Annotated in this window: 10 protein-coding genes; 5 read left to right on the plus strand and 5 right to left on the minus strand. The window is 65.7% G+C overall.

From position 1 onward, the window contains the following. Positions 1 to 40: 40 nt before the first annotated feature. The 5 genes from MF607_RS09390 to MF607_RS09410 form a co-directional block, all read right to left on the minus strand. Entirely contained in the window at positions 41 to 3,043 is a 3,003-nt protein-coding gene (locus MF607_RS09390) for a glycoside hydrolase family 35 protein (protein WP_431311923.1), read from the minus strand. Between the two features lie 5 nt (positions 3,044 to 3,048). Continuing rightward, entirely contained in the window at positions 3,049 to 3,363 is a 315-nt protein-coding gene (locus MF607_RS09395) for an L-rhamnose mutarotase (protein ID WP_242117918.1), read from the minus strand. A gap of 66 nt (positions 3,364 to 3,429) precedes the next feature. Then, positions 3,430 to 4,902 carry a rhamnogalacturonidase gene (locus tag MF607_RS09400; protein ID WP_242117920.1) on the minus strand — a complete coding sequence of 491 codons (1,473 nt, stop codon included), beginning with the start codon at positions 4,900 to 4,902 and terminating at the stop codon, positions 3,430 to 3,432. Positions 4,903 to 4,916: 14 nt separating this feature from the next. Next, positions 4,917 to 6,116: a rhamnogalacturonan acetylesterase gene (locus MF607_RS09405; RefSeq protein WP_242117835.1), complete on the minus strand. Its 1,200-nt coding sequence runs from the start codon at positions 6,114 to 6,116 to the stop codon at positions 4,917 to 4,919. Next, entirely contained in the window at positions 6,113 to 7,993 is a 1,881-nt protein-coding gene (locus MF607_RS09410; protein ID WP_242117836.1) for a rhamnogalacturonan lyase, read from the minus strand. The genes MF607_RS09405 and MF607_RS09410 overlap by 4 nt, the downstream gene beginning before the upstream one ends. A gap of 172 nt (positions 7,994 to 8,165) precedes the next feature. On the opposite strand from MF607_RS09410, the gene MF607_RS09415 reads away from it, so the two are divergent. The 5 genes from MF607_RS09415 (at position 8,166) to MF607_RS09435 (ending at position 17,340) form a co-directional block, all read left to right on the plus strand. Then, the gene (locus MF607_RS09415; protein WP_242117838.1) at positions 8,166 to 11,363 is read left to right on the plus strand and encodes a TonB-dependent receptor; all 3,198 of its coding nucleotides are present in this window, start codon (positions 8,166 to 8,168) and stop codon (positions 11,361 to 11,363) included. Continuing rightward, positions 11,360 to 12,037 (plus strand): DUF6250 domain-containing protein, encoded by a 678-nt coding sequence (locus MF607_RS09420; protein ID WP_242117840.1) that lies wholly within the window; start codon positions 11,360 to 11,362, stop codon positions 12,035 to 12,037. The genes MF607_RS09415 and MF607_RS09420 overlap by 4 nt, the downstream gene beginning before the upstream one ends. A gap of 17 nt (positions 12,038 to 12,054) precedes the next feature. Further along, positions 12,055 to 14,736 carry an exo-rhamnogalacturonan lyase family protein gene (locus tag MF607_RS09425; protein ID WP_242117842.1) on the plus strand — a complete coding sequence of 894 codons (2,682 nt, stop codon included), beginning with the start codon at positions 12,055 to 12,057 and terminating at the stop codon, positions 14,734 to 14,736. 166 nt (positions 14,737 to 14,902) lie between these two features. Next, on the plus strand, positions 14,903 to 16,825 hold the full coding sequence (locus MF607_RS09430) for a potassium transporter Kup (RefSeq protein ID WP_242117922.1): 1,923 nt from the start codon (positions 14,903 to 14,905) through the stop codon (positions 16,823 to 16,825). Then, a complete protein-coding gene (locus tag MF607_RS09435) occupies positions 16,822 to 17,340 on the plus strand; it encodes a 2'-5' RNA ligase family protein (RefSeq protein WP_242117845.1) in 519 nt (172 codons plus the stop codon). The genes MF607_RS09430 and MF607_RS09435 overlap by 4 nt, the downstream gene beginning before the upstream one ends.

Here is a 17,340-nt window from a genome sequence, read left to right on the forward strand (position 1 = left end):
CCTTCGCTGGGGCGAGGTCGGGGTAGGGCGGGCGCACAGCTCACTTCGCCGCCGCCAACACCGCCGGCGCATCGACCATCCGCACCGGCACCCCGCCGCGAACGTTGCGCATCGTCACCAGCCGCACCTGCTCCAGCGCGTTGCCCGGCGCACCATCGCTGGTAACGGCGAGCGACAGGAAGTTGCGCCCGCGATGGTTCAAAATCCCCTCCGGCACGACGAAGGTCCGCTGCGGCCCGACATGGGCGATGAACTGACCCATGTTCCAGCCATTGACGAACACCAGCACCCGGTAATCTACCGGCGACCGCGGCACGGCGGCATCGCCGAACGACACGCCGATCGTCGCATCCTGCCCCTTCGGCACGTTCAGGTCGAAGCTGGTCCGATACCAGTTGGTCCCGGCCGGAGCCGAGGTCGCCGGCAACGATACCTTGGCCCAGCGCGCATCGTCGAACCCAGGCAGGTGCCATCCCATCCGCTCGCCATATTGCCCGCCATTATTGGCGACCCCGCGGACCGGGTCGACGATATCCTCGCCGCCCTGCCGCCCCTGAATCTTCCACGCGACGGGGATGGCGAAGGACTGCCCCGCCTGTTTCTCGACCGAAGCCGACACGATCCCGCGCGCTTCCTTGTGGAAATCGTCGGCGTCGAGGTCCCAGTTATGGCCGTTGTTGCGCAGCATCACCGACAGCACATGCTCGCCCGGCATCCGCGCGGCTTGCGGAAGCGCGATCGTCGCCGTGCCCGTCGTGATCGGGCGCGGCAATCCGCCGGGCAGTTCGTCCTGCCCGATCAGCTTTCCGTCGAGGAAGACCTGCACCATCCCCGATCCGCCGGCGCCGTAATAGAGCCGCAACCGCTCGGCATCCGCCGTCCCGCTGAAGCGCCCGCGATACCAGACATCGCCTTCGTGAAAGCCGTACGCGTCCATCAGCATGTTCGGCTGGCCATCGGGCCGCGCGGTGATGCTGGCATAGGCGCGATTGTCGATCGCGGCCCAGTTGCTGTCGTCGAACCCCGGCTCGGCCTCGGGCGTTCCCGGCGCCATCCGCCATTCGGCCAGCACCGGCAACGTCACCGCCGCCGGGCCGGGCAGGGGCGCGCGCGCCACCAGGCTGCCGGCACTGCCCGCCCCGGTCGCGACCCGCGCGCCATTCCACGTGACCGCGCGCACCCGCTTCGGTGCCCAGACCTCCAGCGGCGTCGCTTCCTTGGTATCGCCGGTCAGCGCCAGCGTTGCACCGCCCTTGGCCGACCGCACCAGCGCCGGCCCGCGCACCAGCACGTCGCCCGATTTCCAGATTTTCGCGACCTCGGCCTCATCGCCGATCAGCAACGTCATCGGCGGCCGCCCGCCGCCCGAAACCTGCACCCGCGCCAATTGCCCATGGGTGTAATCGAGCCGCAAATCCCCCTTCGCCGCATCGAACGACGACCGCACGTCCCCGGCGATCACCCGTACGGTCGGCGCGCTGGCATAGCGCAGCACCGTTGTCGCCGCCTCCTGCGCCCGCCCGTATAGCAGCAGGACATCGCCGCCATCGATCCGCAGATGCGACTGCAATTCCGACGTCGCATAGACCAGCCGCTGCCCGCCGAGATTGACACCCGCGATCAACCACTTCGCATCGAACCCGTTCAGCCGCATCTCGGGCAACGCATAGCGCCCGTCGGGCAGGTCGGCGGTGATGATGAAGCGGTCGTCGCTCGCCTTGTTCGACGGATTATGCGTGACCAGCAGGAAGCGGGCGTCGGTCTCGGGCGATTTGTTGTGATAGACCTGGATGTTCGGCGAAGAGATCGTCACCGGCCCCGCCGGCACCATCCCGGCCAGATCGGGCACCGCCGCGATCATGCCGGCCAGCGATTTCAGCTCCTCGGCCTTTTCGCGGACCTCGCGCGTCTCGCTGAACGCCGCGCCATAATCATAGCTGGTGAAGACGACCGGCGCCGGCAGCCACCCCCAGCTGGTCCCGCCGAACCCCATATAGAAGCTCTGGATGGCGATGCCGTTGGCCAGGTTGGTGCCGTAAAATACCCGCTGGAACCGCTTGCCGCGCTGGCGGGCATTGCATTCATAGCCGCCGTTCGATCCCCAGTAATCGAACCAGCCGCCGCCGAATTCGGCCGCGAACCCCGGTGTGTTGGGGCTGGCCGAAGCACCACCCTTCGCCCCGCCGGGACCGTAGAAACCCCAGTCGGGTGCCGCCGACCCGCGCGTCACCTTGCCGCCGACGGTGCAGGTACCGCCCGGATAGCCATCGAACGCATAGAGGTCGGGCGATCCCTCGACCGTCTTCGCGACGTTCGACCCGCGTGGCACCCAATACCCGTTGCGCCCCTGGTCGTTGTGGAACAGCGGCACGGTGATCCCGTCCGCCCGCGCCTTGGCATAGAGATGGTCCATATACCGCCCCTGTGCCGGGGTGGTCAGCGCCAGTTCGTTCTCGATCTGGTGCAGGATCACCGTGCCGCCTTTTTCTCCCTTTGGGCCACCGTTGATCTGGTGGCGGGCGATGATCGGGTTGATCTGGCTGAGCCACTCGTCGGCGGCGGCCAGATAGTCGGGATCGTCGGTCCGCGCTCGCGCCCGCTGGTTCTGCAACCATCCGGGAAAGCCGCCGCGCGTCAGCTCGGCATTCACATAGGGCCCGGCGCGGGTGATGACGTACAGCCCTTCTTCGGCCGCGATGTCGAGCAACCGGTCGATGTCGCGAATGCCCTTGAAGTCGTACACCCCACGCTTCGGGCTGTGGAACCCCCAGTCGAAATAGAAGGCGACGGTATTGAACCCGCTCGCCTTCATCTTCTGCAGCACGTCGCGCCACAGATCGGGGCTGGGCAGGCGGAACGCATGGACCTCGGCCGACCAGATGGTGAGCCGCTTGCCATCGATCATCAGCGAGCGTGCATCATACGATACACGCCCGAATTTCTTGACCGGCGCGGCCAGATTGGCGGTCGGTTTCGCCGTCTGGGCGACCGCCGGCGTCAACATCGACGCGGCAACGCCACACAGCAACAGGCTACGCAGCATGCCGGTCATGCCATGTGGAACATGGGGGAGAGCGGCCATTCGAGCGGCCGGTTGTCGGCCTGCGTCTCCATCAGCGGCGCCATCGACTCCCACCAACGCTGCATGACCGGATGAGCGGGCAAGGTATCGCGCTGGTTCTGTTCGGCCAGTTCCAGCGTCGCGAACAGCGCGCCGGTCTCTTCGTCGAGGAAGATCCAGTAATCCGAAATCCCCGCCGCGCGCAGCAGCGCCGACAATTCGGGCCAGATCGCGTCGTGGCGCGCGCGATATTCGGCGGCCATGCCCGGCTTCAACTGCATCCGAAACGCCTGCCGCGCCATCCGCCCCTCCTGTATGTTCACTATGTGAACGTTATATTCAAATAATAGAATGTTCAGTGCTGTGGGTCAATCGCTACGTGTAACCTTCGTCACCTTCGCCCCCGCGACATTGTTCAGCCGGATCGCCGCCCGCCCATCGCCCCTGGTCGTCAGGTTAAGCCCCTCGACGGTCAGCCCCCGCACATGCCGGCACCACAGCCCCCAGGCCGGCGTTGGCCCGAACATGCTCGGCTCGGGATAGGCATCGGCCAGCTCCGGCGGCATCGCCACCGGCCGTCCCCCGCCCAAATAGGAAAGGCTGATATCGCGCAGGGTTACGTCCTCGATCCAGTGCCCCGGCAACCCCGCCAGCGTCGCCGCGAAGCGATGGTCGATCCCCGTCGCCCGCAGCCCCTCGACCGTCACGCCCCGGATCGTACCGACCCCGGTTCCCGCCGGCCCGCGCCGCCGGTCCCCGATCCGCAGGAACAGCGGCGCGGTGGTCACCTCGGTCATGGTCAGGTCGCGCACGACCACGTCCTCGATCACCCCGCCATCGACCGTCTCCAGCGCCAGCCCACGCGACCGCTCGAACCGGCACCGCTCGATACGGATCCGCCGGAACCCGCCATTGCTCTCGGTCCCTAGCTTGATCCGCCCGGTCACCCGGTCGCGGTCGGGCGCCAGTTGCTGTGTCCGCCCCCGCGTCCCGTCGATCAGCGTCCCCGGATCGAACCCCGACACGACACAGTCGCGCACCGTCACATCGCTACAGGGCAGTGCTTGCCCCAGCGCAAAACTGCTCTTCAAAACAATGGCATCGTCATTGGGCGTATTCACCCGGCACCGCTCGATCAGCACGTCGCGCACCCCGTCCAGGTCGATCCCGTCACGATTGGTATCGATGGTCAGGTCGCGCAGCACCATGCCCCGGCAGCCCGTTGCCAGGATCGCGAAATGCCCGCCCCGCGCGATCGTGATCCCCTCGATCCGGACATCCCGCGCCTCGACCAGCGCCACGGCCTTGTTCCCCAGCCCGTTCATCCGCGCCGCGTCCGGCTCCAGCGCCGCGATCTCCGCCGCCGTCATCTGCCGCATCGACAGCGGTCGCTCGCCGGCCTGCTTGCGCCACCGCGCACCCGGGCCGTCGCGGGTCAGTCCCTCGCCATCGATCATTCCCGGCCCGAGGATCGCGACCCGCGCCACGCCGTCCCCGACGATCAGGCTGTTATGCCAATGGCTATGCCCGAAATCCTGATATAGCTGCTCGCCGCGATCCTCGGGCAGCGCATAGCGCCCGCCGTCCCGCGCCGGATCGGCCGCGACGATCACCGCGCCCTGCTCCAGCACCAGCGTCACATCGCTTGCCAGCCGCAGCGTGAAGCACCGGTAACGCCCCTTCGCCACCACGACCGTCCCGCCGCCCTGCGCCGCATCGATCGCCCGCTGCACCGCTGCCGTGTCCAGCGTCCGCCCATCGCCGACCGCGCCGAACCGCCGCACATCGAACCGGCGCGCGCCATGGGCGGGAAAGGGCAGGGCCAGCATTCCCAGCAACATGGCGCGCCGGTCGATCAATTGCCGTCCGGCCGCACGTCGCTGCGCGCGGCACTCGGCACGATCGCCACCGCCGCCGGCAAAGGCGGCCGTGCCGGATCGAAGCGCGCGGCGGTCACATGCGCCGCCATGCCCGGCAGCGTGCGAATTCCCTCCGCCACTGCCCGCGCCAGCAGCCATGCGCCATAATTATTGTGGTGGGTCCGGTCCTTGCCGCTATCGTTGAACGCCTGCGGACTAACCGCCGGACCCAGTGCCTCATAGATGGCGATGCTGGCGGCATTCAGGTCGATGACCGCCACCCCTTCCTCCGCCGCGACCGCGCGGACCGCTGCCGGATAATCGCCCAGCGATGGCTTGATCCGCCCTGCCGCATCGAAATTGCGCCGCTCGGGACTGGTCACCAGTACCGGCGTTGCGCCGCGCCGCCGCGCCTCGGCAATGTAGGCCTTTAGATAGGCCCGATAGGTCGTCCCGGCCTCGACATAGGTCTGCGGCCACTGCGCCTTCTGGTCGTTATGCCCGAACTGGACGAACAGCCAGTCGCCCTTGCGCAACATCGCCAGCACCTTGTCGAGCCGTAATTCGGTCAGGAAGGATTTCAGCGTCTCCCCCGACTCCGCATGGTTCGCGACCGCGACCTGCCCGTCGAGAAACGCTGGCAGCATCTGTCCCCAACTCGCCGCCGGTTCGGACGGCTGGTCGGTAACCGTTGAATCCCCAACCAGATACAGCGTCGGCACGTCGGCCGGCTCGATCCGCACCGTGTCGACCGCCGCATCGCCGAGCAGTTCGAGCGTCAGGCGATCGTCCCATGTCGGACTGTCCGTCTCGCGCGGTTTCAGGCGGACCATCGTCCCTCCCGGCGCATTGGCCGGCGGGGGCGCCAGCATCGCCGTCCGGGTGTTGACCACGAAGCTGCGGGTCACCCGCTGTCCGGCGCGCGTCACGACCCGGTCGAGCATCAGCCGCCGGGCCTCGGCCTTCACCGTGGTCGTCGCCGTCCGCCGATCACCCAGCGTCATCGTCACCCGCCAATTACCCTCGGGCAACGCCACGGAGAACCGACGACCCCCCTCGGGCTCGTAACCATAGCCATCCCGATAGGGACGATCTCGCTCGACCCGCACCTCGCCCTCGCGCGGTCGGGCATCGTCGAGGCGATAGGTGATCGGCGTCACCGGTCCGGCAAGCAGCATTGCCAGCGCCACGATCATTTCGGCGCGACCAACGGGTGCGGTGGCTGGTTATAGGCCGTGTTCTGCCACGCGACGGCCAGCCGATAGATCGGATCATGCATCAGCGTCTCGCGCCGGATGCTGGTCGGGAAGGGCGTCGCATAGATCCGCAATTCGCGATTATCCTCGCTGCGCAGGATCACCTCTTCGCGCCAGTCGCCCAGTATGTCCGCCAACAGCGCGGGCGTCGATTTGGTGCCGTTGTTCGACGTCGCGCCGTCCGCGATCAACAGCGGTACCTCGACCCCTGCCTTCCAGTCCCATTTGGTAATGCGGTTGCGGTCGAGCAGCTCGCGCTGCGCATCGCCGTCCCACCAGATTGCGAAATTGGCGACTTTGGGCTTGGGTCCGGAAATTATTTGCCCCTTGGCCGTGTAGAGGTTGGGTGTGCTCGAGTTCCAGTTTTCCTCGCCCGGATAGCGTGGGTCGATATCGGCCGACAGCCCGCGTCCGGTGTCCTTGGTCGCCGGCGTCGTCCACAGGATCGCGCCCGTCCGCGCGTCGAGCATCGCCGACCCGATCCCGCCATTGCGCGGCACCTCTTCATGGACGCCGAATTTTTCGAGCCCCGGCCGGTCGGGATCGAGGTCGCCGACATGCATCGTATCGCCATGCCCCAGACCGGCGCTCCACAGCCCCTTGCCGTCGTCGTCGATCGCCATCGAACCGTAGACGATCTCGTCGCGGCCATCGCCATCGACATCGGCGACCGACAGATTGTGATTGCCCTGTCCGGCGAATTTCGCATTGCCCGGCGCCGAACTGTCGAACAGCCAGCGCTGCGTCAGCTTGCCGTCGCGCCAGTCCCATGCGGCCACCGTCGATCGCGCATAATAGCCGCGCCCGAAAATCCCGCTCGGCCGCTTCCCGTCCAGATAGGCGACGCCGGCAAGGAACCGGTTGGAACGGTTGCCATAGCCATCGCCCCACAGTGCCTGCAGCCCCTCCGGCGTATCGCTGCCGCGCGGCGGCGCATAGGGTTGCGTCGCGAGCGCCCGTCCGGTCGCTCCTTCGAACACGGTCAGATATTCCGGCCCCGACAGGATGCGCCCCTGCACCCGGGCGACCTTGCGGCCATCGGGCAGGGTGGTCGCACCGGTCCGGTCGGCTTGCGGAAGTTCACCGTCCTTCGCCCGCCAGTCGGCCGTGGCATCGCCCAGCACGCGGCCCGCACCGTCGATCGTGCCATCGGCGGTCTTGACCATGATCTCCGCGCGCCCGTCGCCATCGAAGTCATAGACCATGAACTGCGAATAATGCGCACCCGAGCGGATGTTGCGCCCCAGATCGATCCGCCACAGCCGCTTGCCGTCCAGCGTATAGGCGTCGAGCAACGTTTCGCCGCTATAGCCGCCGAACGCATTGTCCTTCGAAATGGTCGGGTCCCACTTCAGCACGATCTCATAGCGGCCGTCGCCATCCAGATCGCCGACGCTGGCATCGTTGGCCGTATATCCATAGCGCTCGCCGGCCGGCGTCACCCGTTCGGCAGGCGGATCGAGCGGGATCGACCAATATCCCTTCGACCAGACCCCCGCCGTGGCCGCCGGCTCCCGTATTCCGATCGTCTCGAGCCGATAGCGCGCCGCGGACGTTCCGCTCCGGTCGTGGAAGCTCGACGCCCTGGACACCCGCGCGGCGATCACCCTGCCGTCGCGCAGCAGGCGGAACGTGGTTCCAGGCCGGTCGGTCGCGAGCAGCCGCCACGAAATGTGATTGCCGCCGTCCTTGGCCGGCACCGCCACCAGTCCCCGATCGAGTCGCTCGACTTGCCGGCCGTCCGTCGCGGCATTCGGCGCGGCGAAGGCGGTTGCCGACACGCTCGCAGCCAGCATCCTCAGAATCAATCCGCGCATCGTCCGCTCTCCTGTCGACCATATTGTTTCACCATATGGACACAAATATCATATTGCGAAGATTCTGCTTTGCAAGCGGTCCGTTCCACGGTAGGCCCGAGGTCGAGCAAAGCGATTTTGATCGGCGACGGGGAACACCCACGCGCCGTCCCGGACATGAGGAGGGGTTTGCATGACGTCGTTCGCCAATATCCGTGGAGCCAGGCTGCGCGCCGCCGCGTCGGGCCTGGCGCTGATCGTGGCGCTGGGTAGCGCGCCGGCCTTTGCGCAGGTCGTCGCATCGGGCGGCGAAGCGAACCAGTCGCCGACCGATCCGCTTGATGAAGAAGCCGAAATCCTCGTCACCGGCACCCGCGCGTCGCTGCAATCCGCGATCGCGCGTAAGAAGAATGCCGATACCGTCGTCGACTCGATCGTCGCGGAGGATATCGCCAGCTTCCCCGACAAGAATGTCGGCGAGGCGCTGGCGCGGGTCACCGGCGTGCAGTTGCAGCGCGACTTTGGCGAAGGGTCGCAGATCTCGATCCGCGGCGTCGAGCCCGACCTCAACCGTATCGAGATCAACGGCGTCAGCCAGCAGTCACCGGGCGGCGGTCGCAGCGGCGACTTTCGCGAACTGGCGGTGGAACTGGTCAAGTCGGTCGACGTCTACAAGGGCTATACGGTCGACCTGACCGAAGGCGGCATCGGCGGGACCGTGCGGGTGGAAACGCGTCGTCCGCTTGAACTGACGAAACCTCTGTTCAGCATAAAGGGCGAGGCGCAGCGTCTGAACCTGACCGAAAAGTGGCGGCCACGTTTCAACCTGACGGCCGGGCGTTCGGATCTTCTGGACGGTCGCCTGGGTCTGCTGCTGAACGTCACGCACAGCGTCGTCGATACCCGCGGTGACTCGATCGCGAACACCAACTGGCAGCGCTATCTCGATTTCGACCGTTCGGCCGAAAAGACGGTTGCCGATCCCAATTACGCAAATTTCGGCACCTATGAGAGCTGCGCCGGCACCACCGGATCGACGGCAGCGATTGCGACCGCCAATCGCCTTGCCTGCGAAACGCAATTCTTCGACTGGTCGCCGGGTTCGGTGCGCTATCGCAACAACGAACGGACCGACGCGCGCACCTCGCTCGATTTCCAGGCGCAAGTCCAGTTCTTCGACAACTTCTCCGCCTGGGGACAGGTGACGCTCAACTATCGCAACCAGAATCTGCGCGACACCAACTATGCGGTGAATATGGGCGGCGGCCTTGCAAGTTCGGGCATCGTCAGCAGCACGCCGGACATCACCCGCTACAATCTCGACGCGGCGCTGGCCAGTAATGCCGCTGGCGGTGCGTCGCGGGCGCGTCCGACCCAGTCCTATGTCACGACCGACGGCCATATCCTGACGAGCTGGACGACCGCGCTGAACGCCGGGACGCCGCCGGGCAGCGGTGTCGTCGCCGGTTCGGGCGGGGCCAGCAACATCGTCGGCGTACAGCGGCGCGATTTCACCTATGACGAAAATACGCGCTATTATCAGTCGGGGTTCAAATGGGACCTCGACCGGATGAAGATGGTGTTCCTGGCTTCGCGTTCCGAAGGGAACCGGGTCGATGAAACCAATCTGGTAGCGATCACCACCGGCGTGTCGGGTATCACGGTCGATCGTCGCAACGCGGACGGGCTGCCGGTTCTGACCTTTCCGTCGGCATTCGATCCCTCGAACATCGCCGCCTATGGTGACAACACCCGGCGCGGTGCCAATGGACAGTTGCTGGTGCAGGCCGGTCCGTCAGTCCAATATCGGCCCAGCCAGCGGGACTCGGCGGAAGACCAGCTGAAGCTCGACGTCGATTACGACCTCGATTGGGGCTTTCTGCGAAGCTTCGAGTTCGGCGGACAATATCGCAACCAGGATCTAGTCTTTTATAATCAGGGCGGCGCGCGCCTGTTGCGGCCCGAAGTCCGGGCACCGAACGGTACCGTCACGCAAAGCGCGCTGTACCAGTATAATAACAACGTCTCGCTCAACACCGTTATCGGCGCCCCGCCGGCAACGGGTCCCGCGCCGAACACTTATTATTTCACGGCTGCGCAGTATCAGCAGTTTCTGGCGACCAATGGCGGTGTGACCGGTGGCGCTCCACTGTTCGGCGGCATCAAGGGTATCGAAGGCGCACCGGAACGTCTGGCCCAGCCCCTGTTCGACTTCGCCAACCTTTCGAAATTTTACGATCTGTCGAACTTCAATCAGAGCCGCGTGCGCTTTGCCGACGGGTTGCCGCAGATTCCGGGGTACATCATCAACGAGAAGATCGTCGCCGGCTATCTCAAGCTGAACTTCGGCACCACCGTGTTCGGCATGCCACTGACCGGTAACGGCGGCATGCGCTATACTTACACGCGGGATGACTCCACCAGCAGCAACACGCGCCGTGAAAACCGGGTTCGGCCCGGCACCGGGGTGAACGGCATCCCGCCGGTCATCGAAATCGCGACGACGGCGGTGCAGGAAGTCACGCTGACCAACGACTATCACGATTGGTTGCCGGCGGTGAACCTGTCGCTGGAGGTACAGCCGAACCTGTTCGTCCGGGCGACCTATGCCAAGAATCTCGCACGCCCGCGTCCGACCGATCTGTCGCCGGCAGTCAACTGCGTGATCGACCTTGCCGACACCATCGCCGGGGAAGATACCTGTACCGCCGGTAACCCGGCGCTTCAGCCCTATCGCGCCGACCAGTATGATCTGAACGCAGCATGGTACCCCAATGCCGACACGATCGTCAGCATCGGCTATTATTACAAGGACATCAAAAGCTTCGTCCTGCCGGCATCGGTCCGGACGGGCGTCGACCTGTTCGGTGACGGCCTGCTCTACACGGTGCGGCAGCCGACCAACGGTTTCGGCGCGAAGCTGGACGGCCTCGAAATCAGTGCGTCGACGGCGTTCACCTTCCTGCCGGCGCCATTTGACGGCTTCGGCGTCAACGGCAACTTTACCTTCAGCCGCGCGCTGAACAGTTCGCTGACGAACGTCGCGACCGGCGAACCGATAGACGCCTTTCCAGGGCTCTCGAAGTTCACGTACAATGGTAGCATCTTCTATGACAAGGACTGGCTGAACGCACGGGTCAGCTACAACAAGCGGAGCGACTATCTGCTGGTTGCGTCCGATGCGAGTGCCAGCAACAATCCGGTTTTCCGCCGCGGCGAAACCTATGTCGATGCCAAGGTGCAGTTCCGCATCACGCCGCAGTACAGCCTGTTCTTCGAGGCGCTGAACCTGACCAACGAACTTGCCCGATCGTATATCGATGACGCCCGGTCGATCGAATATAGCGATTTCGGCCGCCGCATCTTCGTCGGTGCGCAGTTCAAGCTGTGACCTGCCATGCCGGCCGCCTTGTACGTCAGGGCGGCTGGCTGGCGCTGGCGGTGCTAACCGGCTGTGCGCATCCGCCGGTGCCGGTGATCGCGTGGTCGATCGAAGCGGAATCACCGCGAGCACAGGTCCGCTACCTCCCCGGCGGCGTAATCGATATCGACACGCCGCGCGGGCTGACCCTGTGGTATCCCGATCGGCTCGACGGGCCGGTACGCATCGCCTTCGATGCGATGGCGGTATCGGCGGGCGGGCCGAACGATCAGGTCAGCGATCTCAACGCCTTCTGGATGGCGACCGACCCGGCGGCATCCGATCGGTCGGTGTTCTTGCGACCGCGTGATGGCCGGTTCGAGGCGTATGACACGCTCACTACCTATTACGTCGGCATCGGCGGCAACCGGAACACGACGACGCGGATGCGGCGCTATACCGGCCGGGCGGGCGACCGGCCACTGCTGCCCGAACATGACCGGGCCGATCCAGCCGCATTGTTGCAGCCCAATCGCTGGACCCGCGTCGCGCTGATCGCCGATGGCGGCCGGATCGCTGTCGAACGCAACGGCCGCATGCTGTTCGCGATGACCGACCCCGCGCCCTATCGCAGCGGCTGGTTCGCGCTGCGCACGACGCAGAGCCATTTGCGCATTCGCCGGGTGACGATTTCCCGGCCCTGACCATCGGAGACACGACCATGCCGATCACCCGCCGCGGCCTGATGGGTGCGACCATGTTAGCGGCCGGTCTGCGCAGCCTGCCGGCATTCGCCGCTCCCGTCGACCGCGGGCGAATAGTGGATGGACGCGCGAACTGGGTCGAGGGCAGGTCGCCGACCGTGCATGCCGGGCAGACGTTCGGCATGGCATGGCCGCGTGGACGGGTGTCGGCGCGGCAGCGCTGGGCGGTACGCGACGATGCCGGCCGGCCGCTGCCCGCCCAGAGCTGGGTGACGGCGACATGGCCAGACGGCAGCGTGAAATGGACGGCCCATGCGCTTCCGGCCGATACGGCACCGGGCGCTGCCGTCATGGTCGGACCGGGTCGGGCGGCGCTGCCGGATGCGCCGGTGCGGGTCGAGGAGCGGGGCGACTTGATCGTCATCGCGACCGGCGACCAGCGTTGGGAAATCGGCCGCAGCGGTGATGCCCTGGTCCGGCGCGCAACTTGCGGCGATCGTACGGTGCTGCGCGACGCGGCGCTGGTCGCCGAACTGCGGCAGGGTTCGCCCGAAGGCCCGCGCCTTTCGCTGAACGGACATATCGACCGCGTGACCGTCGAGCAACGCGGACCGGTGCGCGCGGTGGTGAAGGTCGAGGGCTATCATGTCGGTGGCGAACAGCGGGCGCTGCCGTTCGTCGTCCGTCTCTACGCCTATGCGGGATCGCACGGGCTGCGGATCGTCCATAGCTTCGTCCACGACGTCGATCCGGCGCTGTGGTTCGTCTCGGGGATCGGGTTGACGACCGCTGTGCCGATGGTGGCGCCGCTGCACGATCGGCATGTGCGCATCGCGCTGGATGAAGGGGCGATGTTCGTCGAGGCGGTTCGGCCGCTCACCGGGCTGCGGCGCGATCCGGGGGAGGCGACTCGCGCGGGGCAGATTGCCGGCCGGGCGACGCCGTCCCCGGCGGCCATGGCGAAACCCGTGGGCGATCTGCTGGAACGGATTCCGCCATGGGGCGAGTTCTCGCTCGCACAATTTTCGGCACAGGGTTTCACGCTGCGCAAGCGGACCGGAGCGAACCATGGCTGGGTCGAGGCGGGGGAGGGCGGTCGTGCCCCGGGCTTCGCCTATGTCGGTTCGCCGCAGGGCGGTGCTGCGATCGGCGCGCGCTGGTTTTGGCAACGCCATCCCGGTGAGATCGCCGTGACGAACGCGACGGAGGACGATGCCCGCCTGACGCTGTGGTTATGGTCGCCGCACGCCGGCGCGATGGACCTGCGATCCTATCGCGGGGTGATGGGGATGGAGGGATATGACGCCCAGAATGAGGGGCTGGCGGTAACCTATGAGGATTACGAGCCGGGCTGGGACAGTGCCACCGGTATCGCCCGCACCAGCGAACTGATGCTGTGGGCGTTCGACTCGACCCCGCCGACGGAGCGGTTGCAGGCGCTGGCCGCGATCGCTGCCGACGCGCCGCAACTGGTTGCCGATCCGGCCGGACTGCACGCCGCCGGGGTGTTCGGCCATTGGAGCCTGCCCGACCGGTCGACGCCCAACCGGACCGCGATCGAGGACCAGTTGGCGCATCTGGTCGATTTCTACGCGGGCGAGGTCGATCGACGCCATTGGTATGGTTTCTGGAACCATGGCGACGTCATGCACAGCTATGATTCGGATCGCCACCAGTGGCGTTACGATATCGGCGGCTTTGCCTGGGCCAACAGCGAATTGTCGCCCGATCTGTGGCTGTGGATGCAGGCGCTGCGCACCGGCGGCGGGCAGGCCTATCGCCTCGCGGAGGCGATGACCCGGCATACGGGGGAGGTGGACGTGTACCATCTCGGCCGGTTCCGCGGCATGGGCACCCGCCACGGCGTGCAGCACTTCAGTGACAGTTCCAAACAACCCCGAATCAGCAACGCCACCTACCGCCGAATCTATTATTATCTGACCGCCGACGAACGGGTCGGCGACCTGATGCGCGACCTGCTGACATCGGACCGGACGTTGGCGATGGTCGAGATCGGCCGGAAGGTGCCGGGCGGCCAGCATGCGACCCTGGCGGCGGGCATGATCGAAATGTCGTTCGGGACGGTATGGTGTTCGCTCGCCGCTGCCTGGCTGACCGAGTGGGAACGCACCGGTGACCGGCGGTGGCGCGATCGCTTGACAGCGGGCATGGACAGTATCGGTCGCCTGACGAATGGATGGATGGCCGGCAGTGCGCCCTATGAACTTGCAAGCGGGCGGTTCGCCGGGCCGGGGGACACGGTATCGATATCGCATCTGAACGCGGTCTTCGGTGCGGTCGAGATCAACGCCGAACTGCTGCAGCTGCTCGACGTGCCGCGCTACCGAAAGGCATGGCTCGACTATTGCCGCTACTACAACGCGCCCCGCGCCGTGTTCGAAGCGCGGTTCGGGCCGCGCAAGGGATCGGAAAACCTTGCCGAAGCGCATTCCCGCCTGACGGCGTTCGCGGCGTGGGCCGACGTCGATGCGACCCTTGCCAACCGGGCGTCGGCCGAATTTTTCGCCGGCAAGGCTGGGCTGGGCACGCGGATTACCGATCCCAGACGAACGCTGCCTGGCGGCATCGTCGAATGGCCCGGCATCAGTACCAATGCCGCATCGCAATGGGGGCTGGCCGCGATCGAGAATCTGGCGCTGATACCGGCGGCGATCGATAGCGGCAGGCTGCGCTCCTGATTCGATGCCGATGCGCAACGCCGTTCATCGAAGGTGCAGGTGGATCGGCGCATCAGCGAACGTTGCGCGGCTATGGTGCGCGTGCTAACGGCGCGCGCTCAAACCATTGGGACGCGGTCGACATGACCAACCTCGTTGCCACTTCGGCGCGGTCCCCGCGCCCGTGATGTTCTCCAGAGAGGCTTCCGGCGAAGCCACCGATCTTCCCGCGGATGGGCCGGGCCATCACGGCCCCGCACAGTCGCTCGCCAAGCTGTCGCTGGGCGCGCTCGGCATCGTCTATGGCGATATCGGCACCTCGCCGCTGTACGCGATGAAGGAAACGTTCGTCGGGCACCATCGACTGCCCGTCGATCAGATCAACATTTTCGGCGTCGTCAGCCTCGTCTTCTGGTCGCTGATGCTGATCGTGACGCTGAAATACGTTTTCATCATCATGCGGGCGGACAATAACGGGGAGGGCGGCAGCCTCGCGTTGCTTGCCCTGATCCAGCGCAAAACCGGCGGCGGTCGCTGGACGTCCAGCCTCGTCATCCTCGGGGTGCTGGCGACCGCCCTGTTCTTCGGCGACTGCATGATTACCCCGGCAGTATCGGTATTGTCGGCGGTCGAGGGGCTGGCGACGGTCAATGCCGGCTTCGACCCGTTCGTCATTCCGATCGCCGTCGTCATCATGATCGCGCTGTTCTGGTTGCAGGCGGTGGGAACGGCGGGGGTCGGGCGGCTCTTCGGGCCGATAATGATTGCCTATTTCGTGACATTGACCGGCCTCGGCATCCTCAACATCCTCGAACGACCGGAGATCGTTCAGGCGCTGAACCCGATCTGGGCGGTGCGATTCTTCGCACAGGATGGCATCCTCGCCTTCCTCGCGCTCGGATCGGTCGTGCTTTCCGTGACCGGAGCGGAGGCGCTATATGCCGATATGGGCCATTTCGGACGGCGGCCGATCTCCATCGCGTGGCTTTATTGCGTGTTTCCGGCGCTGATGCTGAACTATCTGGGGCAGGGGGCATTGCTGCTCGAGAATCCGGATGCGGCTTCCAACCCGTTTTTCTTCATGGCCTCGGAAGATTTCCGGCTACCGCTGGTCATCCTTGCGACGCTCGCAACGATCATCGCCAGTCAGGCGGTCATCACCGGCGCGTTTTCGGTGGTGCAACAGGCCGTGCAGCTCGGATTGATGCCGCGCCTGCGCATCGAACATACCAGCGCGGATGCGGCCGGCCAGATCTATATACCGGCCGTGAACTGGGCGCTGCTCATCATGGTGCTGCTGCTGATCTTTGGGTTTCAGGAATCGTCTAACCTCGCCGCCGCCTATGGAATCGCCGTGACCGGCACGATGTTCATCAGCACCTGCATGATCGCGGTGCTCATCAAGCGCGTATGGAACTGGCCGGTAGCGGCGGTCGCGGGCTTCATGGCGATCTTCCTGTGCATCGACGGCGCCTATTTCGCGTCCAACCTGACCAAGGTCCCCGATGGCGGCTGGTTCCCGCTGCTGGTCGGCATCGTCGTGTTCGTCCTGCTCACGACCTGGGCCAAGGGGCGCAAGCTGATGATCGAGCGGATGCGCGAAGCGGCGATGCCGATCAAGGTGTTCATCCAGTCGGCGGCAAGTTCGGCGACCCGCGTGCCGGGCACCGCGGTTTTCATGACCTCGACGCCGGAAGGCGTGCCGCATGCGCTGCTGCACAATCTGAAGCATAACAAGGTGCTGCACGACCGCGTCATCCTGCTGACCGTCAAGATCGCCGATACGCCCTATGTGGACCCGGAAGTGCGAACGAAGACCGAGGATCTGGGGCAGGGCTTTCACCGCATGATCCTGAAATTCGGCTTCATGCAGGATCCGGACGTACCAGGGGCGCTGAAGGCGGTCGGCTGCTGCGGCGGTGACTTCCGGATGATGGACACCAGCTTCTTCCTCGCGCGGCAGACGCTGTTGCCGTCGTCGCGACCGGGCATGATGATCTGGCGCGAAAAGCTGTTCGCATGGATGCTGCAGAATTCGGAAAGCGCGATGGAGTTTTTCCGCCTGCCGACGAACCGTGTCGTCGAACTGGGCAGTCAGGTCGAGATTTGACCGATCATCGCGGGCCTGCGCCGATCATCGTGACTGCCCTGTTCGGGCACGAGGATCAGGCGTGGTTCGACCGACAGCGCCGCGCCTATTTTCCGCCGGAGCGCAACGTGCTGGCGGCGCATTGCACCATGTTCCACCATCTCGCACCGGAACTGGGCGCCGAGTTGAAGCAGCGGTTGAACGCGGTGACACGGGGGCTGCCGGCCCCGCACGCCCGGGTCGGCGGGTTGATGAACCTTGGGCGCGGCGTCGCCTATCGGATCGAGTCGCCCGATCTCGAGGCAATCCGCGCCGACCTGGCCGACGCCTTTGCTTCGATGCTCGTCCCGCAGGACCGGAGCGGGTGGCGTCCGCACGTCACGGTCCAGAACAAGGTCGAACCGACCGAGGCCAAGGCGTTGCTGGCGACGCTGTCCGCTGGATTTTCCTCGCGACCGGTCAAAATCGCAGGCTTGGCGAGCTGGTGGTATCGCGGCGGACCATGGGAAGCAATTTCTCGTCACATGTTCGCTTGA

It is taken from the genome of Sphingomonas lacusdianchii (assembly GCF_022664395.1).
GTDB lineage: Bacteria > Pseudomonadota > Alphaproteobacteria > Sphingomonadales > Sphingomonadaceae > Sphingomonas > Sphingomonas lacusdianchii.